The following is a 13,721-nucleotide window of genomic DNA, read 5'->3' on the forward strand; positions in this document are numbered from 1 at the left end:
TATGGCATGGGATTGCGGATGAGCAAGCCGCCCGTTTCCGTGCCTAAATCTGCGACGCCCAAGCCGGCGACGAAGCGCATTAAAGGCAGGACCGATCCCGACGCCCCGCGCGAGAACCGATCGCGCGCGGTCGCCGAGCTGTTGCCCGCGATCGGCGGCGCGGCATTCCGGCGATTCGGCTTCGTCCAGTCGTCGATCGTCAGCCGCTGGCCCGAGATCGTCGGCGCGAAACTGGCGGGCGCGAGCATTCCCGAATCGATCCGCTTCCCGGTCGGCAAGAAGCAGGACGGCGTCCTGACCCTCACCGTCCGCGGCGCGCACGCCCCGATGATGCAGCACATCGCGCCCGAGATCATCGAGCGCGTGAACCGTTTCTTCGGGTACGCAGCCATCGTGAAGGTCGCGATCCGCCAGGGCGAAGTCGCCGCCCCCGTCCCCCGCAAGGCGCCGCCTTCGATCCGCCCGGTCCCCGTCGATCTCGGTATCAGCCTGAAGGGCATCGCCGATCCGGAACTGCGCGCCGTCCTCGAATCCCTCGCCGCCGGCGTCGCCTCGACGCACGGCCTTCCCAGGATCACCTGATGCGCGTCCTCCTTGCCGTCTTAGCCCTCTTCCTGCTGACCGGTGCCGCGCCCAAGCGCGACTGGTCACAAACCGCGCGCATTCTTCCGTCGGGCGCGTACCTGATCGGCAACCCCGCCGCGCGCGTGAAGCTGGTGGAGTATGCGAGCTACACCTGCTCGCACTGCGCCGACTTCTCGGTAAAGTCCGAACCGGTATTGAAGCGCCAGATGATCGCATCCGGCTCGACCAGCCTCGAAGTCCGCAGCTTCATCCGCGACCGGCTCGACCTTGCAGCAGCGATCCTTGCCCGCTGCACCGGCCCGAAAGGCTTCTCGGCCACCTCGTCCGCGATCTTCGCCGCGCAACCGCAATGGCTCGAGCGCGGCATCGAATACCAGCAGGGTAACGCCGCCCGCCTCAATATGTACCCGGCGGCGGCACAGATCCGTGCCAACGCCGACGGCTCCGGCCTGACCGCGTTCGTAAAGGCGCGCGGGCTCTCGGACGCGGCGATCAACGCATGCTTCGCCAACCAGCCCGAGATCGACCGCATCGTCAAACTGACCGCCGACGCGCCGAAGGAGATCGACTCGACGCCGACCTTCTACCTCAACGGCAGACTCGTCCCGCATGTCGGCTGGGAACAGCTCGAACCCGCGCTCCGCAAGGCAGGCGCCCGTTAATTCACGTGATCCACTGGAGTAACCCGATGAAGTTCCTGACCACGCTCGCCGTCCTGCCGCTCGCGCTCGCCGCCTGCTCGAAGAACGATTCGACCGGTAACGTCGACCAGCCCGCCGCCGCGCCGGTTGCCGCCGCCGCAGCCCCCGCCGGCCAGAACTGGACCGAGACGGTCGTGAAGACCCCCGAGGGTTACCTGATGGGCAACCCGAACGCGCCGATCAAGCTCGTCGAATACGGCGCGCGCTCGTGCCCGACCTGCGGCGCGTTCGGCCGTGAGGCGTACAAGCCGCTGACCGAGAAATACGTCTCGACCGGGAAGGTGAGCTTCGAATTCCGCGACTTCCTCGTCCACGGCGCGCCCGACGTCGCGCTGACTTTGCTCGGCCAGTGCGGCGGCGTCGCGCCGTTCTTCCCGATCCTCGAGCAGATGTACGGCAACCAGATCGCCTTCCTCGACAAGCTCCAGGCGATGACCCCCGACCAGCAAAAGGCACTCGCCAACCAGCCGCCGACGGTCGTCGCGACCAAGCTCGCCGAACAGATGGGCGCGATCGATTTCGTCAAGCAGCGCGGGATCCCGGAAGCGAAGGCGCGCGCATGCCTCGCGGATCAGAAGCAGCTCGAAGTGATGGCCAAGCCGACCGAGAACGCGATGCAGGCCGGGACGGTCACGGGCACGCCGACGTTCCTGATCAACGACAAGAAGCTCGACCAGGTCGTGAGCTGGGACCAGATGGAGAAGGCGTTGAAGGCGGCTGGGGCGTAAGCTACCCCCACCAGTAACTACCACCCCGGCGAAGGCCGGGGCCCAATTGGGGGACGTTGCTAACGGAGATCAGCGCTTCGTTACCGCGACCTCTCCAATTGGGCCCCGGCCTTCGCCGGGGTGGTGGCAAGGGCGGTAAGCGTGCCCACGGGCAGCCCGCCCCCTTGTTCTCCCGCGAAGGCGGGAGCCCAGTCTGGGTCCCCGCCTTCGCGGGGACCCAAGCTTTACGGTTCGGCGTAAAATCACAACCGTCGGGGGGCGCCAAGAATGCAGATCAAGCGCCTCCGCATCACCGGTTTCAAGAGCTTCGTCGACCCCGCCGATCTCCGCATCGAACCCGGCCTCACCGGCGTCGTCGGCCCGAACGGCTGCGGTAAATCCAACCTCCTCGAAGCCCTCCGCTGGACGATGGGCGAGGCGAGCGCGAAATCCCTGCGCGGCGCCGGCATGGAAGACGTCATCTTCGCCGGCACCGCCACCCGCCCCCCGCGCGATTTCGCCGAAGTCTCGATCCTCGCGGAAATAGCAGGTGACGAGCGCGAGATCGTCCGCCGGATCGAACGCGGCGCCGGCTCCGCCTACCGGATCGACGGCCGCGACGTCCGCGCAAAGGACGTCGGCCTGCTCTTCGCCGACGCCGCCACCGGCGCGCACTCGCCCGCGCTCGTCAGCCAGGGCAAGATCGGCGCGGTCATCGCCGCCAAGCCTGCCGACCGCCGCGCGATGCTCGAGGAAGCCGCCGGAATCGCTGGCCTCCACGTCCGGCGGAAAGACGCCGAGGGGAAACTTCGCGCCACCGAAGCCAATCTTGCCAAGCTCGACGAGATCATTGCCGACCAGGACTCCCGCGCCGCCACACTGAAACGCCAGGCCCGCGCCGCCGAACGCTACCGCCTCATCTCCGCGCAGATCCGCGTCGCCGAAGCGCGCACAGTGTTCGCCCGATGGCGCGAAGCCGCCACCGCAGCCGACGCTGCCAAAGCCGAAGCCGCCGCCGCCGAAACCCGCGTCCACGCCACCACCGAAGCCGAACGCGCAGCTGCCGCCAACCAGCATAGCGCGATCGAAGCCGTCTCCACCGCCCGCACCGCAGCGCTCGCCGCGCGCGACCTGGTCGGCGATCTCGCCCACCGCCTCGCCGCGCTCAAAACCGAGAAGGCCAGCGTCGAACGCAGGATCGCCGACCTCACCGACGCCCGCGCCCGCATCGCCGACGACCGCGCCCGCGAAGGATCGCTCGCCAGCGACGCCGCCGCCGCGCTCGCCCGCCTCGCCGACGAGGCCAAGACGCTCGACACCGCGATCGCCGATGCCACCGCCGCGATCCCCGATCTCGACGCCGCACTCGCCGAAACCGAACGCAGCGCCCGTGACGCCGAGGTCGCGCTGGCCCAGGCGCTCGCCACGCAAGCCCGCGACGCCGCCGAAGTCCGCGTCGCCAGCGCAGCCCTCGCCGCCGCCCGCACCCGCGCCGACCGCGCCGATCGTGACGCTGCGCAGATCGCCGCCGCCCTCCGCGCCCTCGGCGACCCCGCGCCGCTAGCCGCAGAGCGCGAAACCGCCGCCGAAGCCCGACGTACCGCGACCGCCGCCGCAGAGTCCGCTCGTCAGGCCATCACCCAGGCAGACACCGACGAAGCCGCCGCGACCAGCGCGCGGGACGCCGCCGAAACCACCCGTGCCAGCGCCCGCGCAGACCTCGCCGCGATCGACAGCGAAGTGACCGCACTCACCAAGGCAACGCAGCGCAGCGGCCGCGATCGGCTGCTCGACCATGTCTCGGCCAGCACGGGCTACGAACGCGCGCTCGCCGCCGCGCTCGGCGACGATCTAGACACCAACCTAGACGCATGGGCAGGCGCCAAGCCCCGTGAAGACGACCCCGGCCCGCCCGCCGACGCCGAACCGCTGGCAGAGCATGTCGACGCGCCCCCCGCCCTCGCCCGCAGACTCGCGCAGGTCTTCGTCGTCGACACCGACGGCCAGCAACACCTCGCCGCCGGTCAGCGCATCGTCACCCGAGACGGCCACCTCCGCCGCTGGGACGGCTTCACCGCGACCGGCACCGGCGCGGCCGCCGCCGAACGCCTCGTCCGCCGCAACCGCCTCGCCGCGCTCCAGGCCGCCCGCCCCGCCGCGGCCAAAGCGCTGGACGACGCCGAACGAACCCGCGCCGCAATCGACGAGCGGATCGCCCAGGCTAGAGGCCAGTCACAGACCGCCCGCGCCGCCCTGCAACGCGCCGAAACCGCCGCGCGCGACGTCCTCCGTCAGGAAGACCGCGCCGCCGCCGCGCTCGAACGCCTCGTCACCCAGCGCGCAGACCTCGACGTCCGCGCGCACCGCATCGCCGACGACGTCGCCGACGCGCACGCCGACCGCACCCGCGCCGAAGCCGCGATGGCCGCCGTCCCCGACGGCACCGCCAACGCGCGTCAGGTCGCCGCGCTCCAGTACGACGCTGAACGTGCCCGCGCCGCCGTCGCGCAGGCCCGCGCCGATCGCACCACGCTCGACCGCAGCATCGCCACCCACCGCGAACGCCTGTCCGCCGCCCAGGCCGACACCCGAAGCTGGCGCGCGCGCGCCGGTGAAGCCGCCAAGCGCATCGCCGCCATGGACACGCGCGAAACCACGCTCGGCACCGACCTAGCCGCGATCGCCGCTCGCCCCGCCGCCCTCGACGCTGAAATCGAGACGCTCGACGCCGAACACCAAGACGCGCGCACAACCGCCGACGCGCTCCTCGCCACCGAACGCACTGCGGAGACCACCGCCCGCACCGCCGACGACGCCCACCGCGCCGCCACCGAAGCGCTCGCCGTCGCGCGCGAAGCCCGCGCCGGCGCGATCGCGCGCGTCGAAAACCACGAAGCGCGCCGCCTCGATCTCGGCCGCCTTTCGGGCGAGCGCTTCCAATGCCCCGCCCCGGTGCTCCCCGAACGTCTCGGCTTCGCGGTCGCCGACGTCCGCGCGCCAGCCGACGAGTCCGCCACGCACGACCGCCTCACCACCGACCGCGAGCGGATCGGCCCGGTCAACCTCGTCGCCGAAACCGAACTCGCCGAACTCGAAGAGTCCGCACGCGGCAACGCGGTCGAGCGCGACGAACTCGGGCAGGCCGTCAACCGGCTGCGCGGCTCGATCGGCACGCTCAACCGCGAAGGCCGCCAACGCCTGCTCGCCGCATTCGAAGCGGTCAACGGCCATTTCCAGCGCCTCTTCACCACGCTCTTCGACGGCGGCGCCGCGCACCTCGAACTGATCGATTCCGATGATCCGCTCGAAGCCGGTCTCGAGATCATGGCGCAACCGCCCGGCAAACGCCTCCAGTCGCTCACGCTGCTATCCGGCGGCGAGCAAGCGCTGACCGCGGTCGCGCTGATCTTCGGCCTGTTTCTCACCAATCCTGCGCCGATCTGCGTCCTCGACGAGGTCGACGCCCCGCTCGACGACGCCAATATCGAGCGCTTCTGCGATCTGCTCGACCGCATGTCGCGCGACACCGACACGCGCTACCTCGTCGTCACGCACAACGCCGTCACGATGAGCCGCATGCACCGCCTGTTCGGCGTAACGATGATCGAACGCGGTGTCAGCCGGCTCGTCTCTGTCGACCTGCAAGCCGCGACCGGACTCATTGCAACGGCGTAGGGAGACAATCCCCGTTCGCAACGTTGACCTTCGATGTTCCTCGACGAATCCAGCATCTGGCCGCGCAAGGAGGACCTGCCTCCGCGCAAGCCCGTGTATCGTCACGAGAAGGCGCTCACCCGCCTGATCTTCGTCTATCTCTTCCTGTTGCTGCTCCTGCCCGTAAGCCTCGGCGGCATGGTCGACCTGATCCGCTACGTGTTCGACTGACTGATCGCTGTCCTACACGCCCAGATCCTGACAGCGTTCCGACGCCGAGATCGCGAGACTTTCCTACCCACGAAATTGCACCTGCAAAAACGCTCCCAGCGTCTGTACTTTCTATACTTCACTCTGCCCCCGTGACCGAGAACCGCCCCGCATCAGCGACATAGCAACAAGTTGATCTCCATCACTCGACACCCCTTTTCGCGGAACGTAAGACGAACGAATGGCCCAACTCGACACCCGTGAAAAGCTCGAGATCCTCGCCGATGCAGCCAAATACGACGCATCGTGCGCATCGTCGGGCACGACCAAGCGCAATTCGAAGGACGGCAAGGGGCTCGGCTCGACTGAAGGCATGGGCATCTGCCACGCCTATGCGCCCGACGGCCGCTGCATCTCGCTGCTCAAGATCCTGCTGACCAACAGCTGCATCTTCGACTGCCATTACTGCATCAACCGCAAGAGCTCGAACGTTCGCCGCGCCCGCTTCACGGCGAAGGAAGTCGTCGATCTCACCATCGCCTTCTACAAGCGCAACTACATCGAAGGCCTGTTCCTCTCGTCGGGCATCATCGCGTCGTCGAACTACACGATGGAGCAGATGGTCGAGGTCGCGCGGTCGTTGCGCGAGGACCATCATTTCCGCGGCTACATCCACCTCAAGACGATCCCCGACGCCGATCCCGAACTCGTCCACCAGGCCGGGCTGTACGCGGACCGCGTCTCGATCAACGTCGAACTCCCGACGGCAAACGGCCTGAAGCGTCTCGCCCCGGAAAAGGACGGCGTCCGCATCGAGACCGCGATGGCGGAGGTGAAGGCTTCGATCATCGACGGCAAGGACGCCAAGGCCAAGTACAAGTCCGCGCCGAAGTTTGCCCCCGCCGGCCAGTCGACCCAGATGATCGTCGGTGCAGACGCCGCGACCGACGGCGACATCGTCCGGAAGGCGTCGACCCTGTACGACCGCTTCGGCCTGCGCCGCGTCTATTATTCCGCGTTCAGCCCCATCCCTGATGCGAGCGCCGTCCTGCCGCTGCAACGCCCGCCCTTGATGCGCGAGCACCGTCTGTACCAGTCCGACTGGTTGATGCGCTTCTACGGATTCCAGCCTCACGAAGTGGTCGCCGCCGCCGACGACGCGACTGGCATGCTGCCGCTCGACATCGACCCCAAGCTCGCTTGGGCGCTCAAATTTCGCGGCTCTTTCCCGGTAGACGTCAACCGCGCCCCACGCGAAATGCTCCTTCGCGTCCCCGGACTGGGCGTGAAAGCCGTCAACGGTATCCTCACCAGCCGCCGCTGGCGCCGCCTGCACCTCGCCGACATCGCCCGCTTGACCGTGTCAGTCGCCAAGCTCCGCCCCTTCATCATCGCCGAGGATTGGCGCCCGGTGGTTCTGGCAGACAGAGCCGAACTCCGCCCCATCGTCGCCCCGAAACCCAAGCAAATGGAAATGTTCGCGTGACGCCGTTGCATTCCTCCCCGGCACGGGGAGGATTATGCGCGTCGTAACCCTGTCCGAACCCGACGACTTCGACGGCTGGCGCGACGCCGCGCGTGGCCTGATTGCCGAGGATGTTCCCCCCGACGACGTCGTCTGGCAAGTCGGCGACGAACCGGTCGACCTGTTTGCAACCGTAGCCGATCCGGCCCCCGCCCCACCCCCAGGCGCATTCTCCGTCCCACGCGCCTTCATTGACCTGGCCCGCAGCGCCATCCTCGGCAGCGACCCAGAACGGTTCGCCCTGCTCTACACGCTGCTTTTCCGCCTCCGCCGCGAACCCAAACTGATTGAAGACCGCGCCGACCCACTCGTCCGCAGGCTCGACCGGATCGCCAAGGACGTCCGCCGCGACATCCACAAGATGCGCGCCTTCCTCCGTTTCCGCGAAGTCGAGGAAGACGGCGGAACGCGCTTCGTCGCGTGGTTCGAACCCGACCACCACATCGTCCGCGCCAACGCTGCGTTCTTCGTCAACCGCTTCGCCAGCATGCGCTGGTCGATCCTGACGCCCGAAGTCTCGATCCACTGGGACGGCAAGGCGCTCAGCGAAGGCCCCGGCGCGAGCAAGTCGGATGCCCCCGACGGCGACCCGACCGAGGAAGTCTGGAAGACCTATTACGCCAGCATCTTCAACCCGGCGCGCGTCAAGATCGGCGCGATGCTGAAGGAGATGCCGAAAAAATACTGGAAGAACATGCCCGAAACCGCGCTGGTGCCGGGCCTGCTGGCAGCGGCACAGGCACGGGAGAGCGGAATGATTGCGAAAGCGCGCGACACGGTCGGCGGCAACAGCCTGATCGCATGGGAAGCGCTACGCGACGAGGCCGCCGGCTGCACCCGCTGCCCGCTCTACAAGCCAGCGACGCAAACCGTGTTCGGCGAAGGCCCAGTCGACGCCCCACTGATGTTCGTTGGCGAGCAACCTGGCGACCAGGAGGATATCGCCGGACGCCCATTCGTCGGCCCCGCCGGCCAGATGTTCGACAAGGCGATGGCAGAGGCGGGAGTCGACCGCTCGCGCGCCTACGTCACCAACGCAGTAAAACACTTCAAATTCGAACAACGCGGCAAACGACGCATCCACGCCAAGCCCGGCGCCGGCGAGATCGACGCCTGCCGCTGGTGGATCGAACAAGAACAAATGCTGATTAAGCCTAAGGTAACGGTGGCGCTCGGCGCGACGGCGGCGCGGTCGCTGTTCGGCAAGGTAATGACGATCGGGCGCGAGCGTGGCCGGGCATTGCAGCTACCCGATGGTGGGGAGGCCTGGATCACGGTGCATCCGAGCTATCTGCTGCGATTACCGGACCCCGCTCAGGCGGCAGAAGAATATGCGCGGTTCGTAGACGATCTGCGGACGGTAGGCGGTCGGATCAACTAATCCTCTCCGGCACGGGGAGGGGGACCGCGACGTGCAGCGGCGGGGTGGAGGGGGTTCTCCATGCACGATACGCTCTGGGTTGTCCCCCCTCCACCAGCTACGCTGGTCCCCCTCCCCGTACCGGGGAGGATCACATCGCGTTCGGTTCTGGTCCCAGCCGGCCCGCAGGATCGTCGAGCGCTTCGATCGCAGCCATGTCCTCGTCATCCAGCGTCAGATCCAGCGACGCGAAATTGTCCGCGAGATGCTCGGCATCCGAAGCCTTCGGGATTACCGAGAAGCCATTCGCCAAATGCCACGCGAGGATGACCTGCGCCGCACTTCGACCATGCTTGTCCGCTATCCGCACGATCGCGCCGTCCTGCAACAGCGTCTTGCCCTGACCCAACGGGCTCCAGCTCTGCGACACGATGCCATGCGCTTCATGATACGCGCGCTGTTCGCGCTGCTGGAAATTCGGGTGGAGTTCGATCTGGTTGACCGCCGGCAGCACGCCGGTCGCAGCGACGATCGCATCGATATGCTCGGGGAGAAAGTTCGAGACGCCGATCGACATGGCCTTCCCGGCATCGCGCAGCGCGATCATCGCCTTCCAGGCTTCTACATACTTGTCCTGCTTTGGCACCGGCCAATGCATCAGGTACAGGTCGACCGATTCGACACCGAGCAGAGCAAGGCTCTCGTCCATCGCCGCTTCGGCGTCACCCTGCCGGTCGTTCCAGAGCTTGGTCGTCAGGAACGCGTCCGAGCCCTTGTAGCCGTCGCCGACGCCACGCTCGTTCTCGTAGATCGCGGCGGTGTCGACCAGCCGGAAGCCGATATCGAGCCCGGCGCGGACGATTGCCGCGGCCTGGCTGTCGGGGATCTGCCACGTGCCCATGCCAAGCTGGGGCATCGTGCGGCCGTCGTTGAGTGTAAGATCTGTCATGCCGCAAACAGCGCACGACACGGCCGGCGGTTCCGATTGGCTCTTCCCTTCCGCGCCAGGTTCGCGCAATCGACCGAGCCATGTTCGAAAAGATCCTGGCCGTGCTGGCCACCTTCACGATCGGCGTCATCTCTTCGGGTGGCTATGTCGGCATCGCGCTGCTCATGGCGATCGAGAGCGCGTGCATCCCGCTGCCGTCCGAAATCATCATGCCGTTCGCCGGCTACCTCGTCTCGACCGGGCGATTCGACCTGTATCTCGCCGCAACCGCAGGCGCGATCGGGTGCAACCTCGGCTCGATCGTTGCGTACGAGATCGGCAAGCGTGGCGGGCGGCCGATGGCCGAGCGCTGGGGCAAATACCTGCTGATCGGTCCGGGTGAGCTCGATGCCGCCGACCGGTTCTTCGCCCGATGGGGCTCAATCGCGGTGCTGATCGGTCGCCTGCTCCCCGTCATCCGCTCGTTCATCGCCTTCCCTGCCGGCGTCGCGCGGATGAAGCTGGTGCCGTTCCACGTCTACACCTTCGTCGGGTCATGGCCGTGGTGCTTCGGGCTTGCCTGGGTCGGCATGAAGCTCGGCGACAAGTGGGACAGCGATCCGCGCGTGAAGGCAGCGTTCCACAGCGCCGACCTGCTGATCGGCGTCGCCCTGATCGCGCTCGCCGGCTTCTACATCTGGCACCGGGTGCGCGGGTTGAATCGTCACCCTTAAGTCTCTCGGGGGTAACCGCGGCGTTTCGCCAGCGCGCGCAGATCGGCGTCGCGCGTTGGCACAAGCTGCGCGGTTCGCCGCTTCACCGCCTCGAGGATATCGGCTTCGGCCTTTGCGGGCGAGCCGCTGTCGAACGGCGGCGCTGGATCATATTCGAGGCTCAGCTGGACCGCCTTGGCATGCGCCTCGCCGCGGATCATCGCCGTCAGCCTCAGTGCGAAGTCGATCCCCGCGGTGACGCCGCCGCCGGTCACGCGGTTGCGGTCGACCACGGTGCGCGCATCGACAGGGATCGCGCCGAACAGTGGCAGCATCTCGCGCTGCGCCCAATGGCATCCGGCGCGATACCCTTCGAGCAAACCGGCCGCGCCGAGGATCAGCGATCCGGTGCAGACGCTCGTCACCCAGGTCGCCTCCGCCCCGACCGCCTGGACCCACGCCATCGCTTCGTCGTCGGCGATCACGTCGTTGATTCCGAACCCGCCTGGGACACACAGGATGTCGGCGCGCGGGACATCATTGAAGGTCGCGGTCGGCAGGATCGAGAAGCCGGCGTCGGTCGGCACCGGATCGAGCGTCTTCCAGACGAGATCGAGCCGGGCGTTGCCGAGCCGCGAGAGGACCTGCGCGGGGCCGGTCAGGTCGAGCTGGGTCACGTTCGGAAATAGCAGGAAGGCGATGCTCAGCGATTCGGTCATGCCGTTGCTCCTTGCGATGGGCTCTCACGATCGAAAACCGCGACATCGCTCAAAATTGGCTTAACTCGCTGATAAACAACGCGAGTCCGGCACCGCGCAAGGAGCGCGCTCAACCGAAGTGCAGAAAGTGCAGACGCTGGTGCAGCATTTTCGTCGGCACCCGGCGCACCGTAGGGGGCGGTTTTAGCGAACGCGCTTCGGATGGTTGCCGACGTCATTCGCGCATCATGCCACCCCCTCTGCCTGTAGGACAGTTACGTCGGGAACAGCGCGCACGGGTGTCAGGCGAACAGCCATGTCCCGAGCATGCGCCCGAACGGGAAGGTGAATACGCCCGCGATGAGCAGCGCGCCGGTGACCATCCCGCGCACGCTGGTGCGGTGCCGTGCAAGGTCGTGCGCGCGGGCCGACCACCAGATGATCGGGACCTGGACGAGCGTAAAGATCGACAGGAGGTGGATGATACCGAAGCCGCCGGTACTGGTCCGGATGCCGAACGAGGCGAGCGCGGTGGCGAACATCGCGACGACCCAGATCGTGCCGAGGGCGCGGTGCGGACGGTCGCCGCGTTTGCGCAGGAGCATGATGGGGGTCAGCGCGAGCGCGACGAGGATGGTGGCGAGGTGGAACCAGACGATCGTCGGGACCTCCGGCCAGTGCGGGCGGCCGCGGATCAGCGCGGTCACGACGGCGGCGAGGAGGAGGATTGCGGCGTAGGCGAGAAGCTTTTCGTAACCGTCGGCAGCGATCGGTCGCAGACGGGTTTTTCGTTGTCCGAGTGTTAGTGCCATTCGTGCCCCCTTGTATGTCCCATGGGGACGGTACGGGGTGCGCAGCGCGGAAGCCAAGGGGCAATTTCTGGGTGGCGCGTGCTGGCGGGGTCGCCGGGATCAAACCGTGCTCCCCTCCCTGGAAGGGAGGGGTTGGGGGTGGGTCGGCCTGCTGGTGCCACTAACTGAGCCGCTTGCGGAACCCGACCCACCCCCTGCCCCCCCCTTTCAGGGAGGGGTGAGTAGAAGAACTGTTTCTCGAATTTCTTATGGGAGGACCGGGACTTCCGCAGCCCGCGTCTTGTTTTCCAGACGTGATTCCCGCACCCGCTGGCCGAAGCAGCCAGTGGCGCCGCCTGCGCCGACCGCGGAGCAGCTGCCGATGGTGTTCACGCCCGACCCGGCGTCCATCGTGCCCTGAGCCTTGGTCGCCCAGCTGGCATTCTCGGGCGTGACGACGAACTCGCGGAGCTCCTTGGGGACGCGGTATTGCTCCTGCGCGCTGCGGCGGACGCAGACGACGATCTCTTCGCCGTTCTGGTTGGTCGGGCAGCGTTCGTTGCCGAACAGGGTCAGCACGCCGTTGACGGGAGCGCTGCGCGAAACTTCGCCGGGGGCCGAGATCGTGTTCGGCTTGCCGGTAGCGCCGGGCAATGCCGGGGCGAGGGTCGGCGCTTTGGCGGGCAACTGCGCGAGCGTCGGCGGCGCGCGGCGCGCGGGTTGGGACGTTTGCGCCACCGCAGGTCCGGCGACGAGCAACGCCGCCGCAAAAAGCATTTTCATACGCATCACTCCCACAATCCGTATTCTCATCTCGAACGTCGCATCTCAGATCCGCTTGGCGGTAGCGATCGCGACCTTGCAACCGAGCCGGATCGCCGCGCTCAGCACCGGATACCCCGGTGTCTCCTCGGCCCCGGCCGCAATCGCTGTCGCCTTGTGCTCGAGTTCCTCGGCCTGGAAATCGAGGATGGCTGCAGATAGCTCGGGATCGCTGGCGCCAAGCTGAACGAGCTGTTCCTCGTAATGCTTGTCGATCTCGGTCTCGACCGCGGCGGTGCACGCCATCGCAGCCCGCGGGCTGATCGCGGCCGTAACGGCGCCGAGCGCGAAGCCGGCGACTTTCCAGATTGGCTGCAACACCGTCGGGCGCACGCGGCGCTCGACGATCATCTTGTCGAAGAACGCGCGGTGGCGCTCTTCCTGCTGCGCCATGTGATGGATCGAGCGCGATGCCGGATGACGATCGCCGAGCACGGCAAGCTGGCCCGCATAGATGCGGATCGCGCCGTATTCGCCGGCCTGGTCGACGCGGATCATCGAATCCGTCGCCCGCTTGGCGTCTCCTGGCTTCCAGCCGCTCATCTCGTCTTCCTCATGAGTGCGAATATGGTGAACGCACCGACGAGGGAAAAGATCGCGTTGAACCCGGCAAGCGAAATGCCGAGCAGCTTCCATTGCGGCGAATCACAGCGCACCATCGGCGCGTTCATGATCGCGGCGAGACGTTCGGCCGCGGTCGTGCCGGCCATCGAGACGGTCGTGGTGCAGGCGGTGAAGCCGTTCCACCAATGATATTCGACGCCGGCATGGGCGACGCCGATCAGCCCGCTCAGCCCGATCAGCACCCCGGCGATGATCACCAGCGATGCGCGCAACGAGCGCCCTGGAACGAAGAACGTCGCCCCCGCGACCAGCACTGCGGAATAATGCGGCCAACGCTGCCAATGGCACATCTCGCACGGATACAGACCGCCGAGATATTGCGAGCCGAGCGCACCGAGCAGCAGGAACGCCGGCAGCAGGAGCGCGATGGCGCGCGCAATCTCTTCGTTCTTGGTCATGCCCA

14 protein-coding genes are annotated in these 13,721 nt (G+C 67.2%); 8 read left to right on the forward strand and 6 right to left on the reverse strand.

Features of this window, described 5'->3' with window-relative positions; all coding sequences use genetic code 11:
* Window positions 1-18 precede the first annotated feature (18 nt).
* From C8J44_RS09730 to C8J44_RS09755, 7 genes are all read left to right on the forward strand, one after another.
* Complete coding sequence (locus C8J44_RS09730; protein WP_121904322.1) at window positions 19-582, forward strand: DUF721 domain-containing protein; 564 nt, start codon at window positions 19-21, stop codon at window positions 580-582.
* Window positions 582-1,247 (forward strand): thioredoxin domain-containing protein, encoded by a 666-nt coding sequence (locus C8J44_RS09735; RefSeq protein ID WP_121904323.1) that lies wholly within the window; start codon window positions 582-584, stop codon window positions 1,245-1,247. Before C8J44_RS09730 ends, C8J44_RS09735 begins: the two co-directional genes overlap by 1 nt.
* A gap of 26 nt (window positions 1,248-1,273) precedes the next feature.
* A complete protein-coding gene (locus C8J44_RS09740) occupies window positions 1,274-2,014 on the forward strand; it encodes a thioredoxin domain-containing protein (RefSeq protein ID WP_056051660.1) in 741 nt (246 codons plus the stop codon).
* A gap of 267 nt (window positions 2,015-2,281) precedes the next feature.
* Window positions 2,282-5,668, forward strand: coding sequence for a chromosome segregation SMC family protein (locus tag C8J44_RS09745; protein ID WP_121904324.1), 3,387 nt, complete (start codon window positions 2,282-2,284; stop codon window positions 5,666-5,668).
* A gap of 33 nt (window positions 5,669-5,701) precedes the next feature.
* A complete protein-coding gene (locus C8J44_RS18470; protein WP_168371622.1) occupies window positions 5,702-5,878 on the forward strand; it encodes a hypothetical protein in 177 nt (58 codons plus the stop codon).
* Between the two features lie 220 nt (window positions 5,879-6,098).
* Window positions 6,099-7,343: a putative DNA modification/repair radical SAM protein gene (locus C8J44_RS09750; protein ID WP_121904325.1), complete on the forward strand. Its 1,245-nt coding sequence runs from the start codon at window positions 6,099-6,101 to the stop codon at window positions 7,341-7,343.
* Between the two features lie 34 nt (window positions 7,344-7,377).
* Window positions 7,378-8,763: a UdgX family uracil-DNA binding protein gene (locus C8J44_RS09755; protein ID WP_121904326.1), complete on the forward strand. Its 1,386-nt coding sequence runs from the start codon at window positions 7,378-7,380 to the stop codon at window positions 8,761-8,763.
* Between the two features lie 130 nt (window positions 8,764-8,893).
* On the opposite strand, the gene C8J44_RS09760 is transcribed toward C8J44_RS09755, so the two are convergent.
* A complete protein-coding gene (locus C8J44_RS09760) occupies window positions 8,894-9,691 on the reverse strand; it encodes an aldo/keto reductase (protein WP_121904327.1) in 798 nt (265 codons plus the stop codon).
* An 80-nt stretch (window positions 9,692-9,771) separates the two neighbouring features.
* On the opposite strand from C8J44_RS09760, the gene C8J44_RS09765 reads away from it, so the two are divergent.
* Complete coding sequence (locus C8J44_RS09765) at window positions 9,772-10,404, forward strand: DedA family protein (RefSeq protein ID WP_121904328.1); 633 nt, start codon at window positions 9,772-9,774, stop codon at window positions 10,402-10,404.
* Here the strand turns inward: C8J44_RS09765 and C8J44_RS09770 are convergent.
* The 5 genes from C8J44_RS09770 to C8J44_RS09790 all read right to left on the reverse strand — a co-directional run bounded on the left by C8J44_RS09770 (window position 10,401) and on the right by C8J44_RS09790 (window position 13,716).
* The gene (locus C8J44_RS09770; RefSeq protein WP_121904329.1) at window positions 10,401-11,102 is read right to left on the reverse strand and encodes a DJ-1/PfpI family protein; all 702 of its coding nucleotides are present in this window, start codon (window positions 11,100-11,102) and stop codon (window positions 10,401-10,403) included. The genes C8J44_RS09765 and C8J44_RS09770 overlap by 4 nt on opposite strands.
* A 281-nt stretch (window positions 11,103-11,383) precedes the next feature.
* Window positions 11,384-11,893 (reverse strand): DUF2306 domain-containing protein, encoded by a 510-nt coding sequence (locus C8J44_RS09775; RefSeq protein ID WP_121904330.1) that lies wholly within the window; start codon window positions 11,891-11,893, stop codon window positions 11,384-11,386.
* Window positions 11,894-12,139: 246 nt separating this feature from the next.
* Window positions 12,140-12,655, reverse strand: coding sequence for a hypothetical protein (locus tag C8J44_RS09780; protein ID WP_060526525.1), 516 nt, complete (start codon window positions 12,653-12,655; stop codon window positions 12,140-12,142).
* A 45-nt stretch (window positions 12,656-12,700) separates the two neighbouring features.
* A complete protein-coding gene (locus C8J44_RS09785; protein ID WP_056061210.1) occupies window positions 12,701-13,237 on the reverse strand; it encodes a demethoxyubiquinone hydroxylase family protein in 537 nt (178 codons plus the stop codon).
* On the reverse strand, window positions 13,234-13,716 hold the full coding sequence (locus C8J44_RS09790; RefSeq protein ID WP_121904690.1) for a disulfide bond formation protein B: 483 nt from the start codon (window positions 13,714-13,716) through the stop codon (window positions 13,234-13,236). The genes C8J44_RS09785 and C8J44_RS09790 overlap by 4 nt, the downstream gene beginning before the upstream one ends.
* Window positions 13,717-13,721: the final 5 nt, after the last annotated feature.

The sequence above is a fragment of the Sphingomonas sp. PP-CE-3A-406 genome (assembly GCF_003688625.1).
Lineage (GTDB): Bacteria > Pseudomonadota > Alphaproteobacteria > Sphingomonadales > Sphingomonadaceae > Sphingomonas.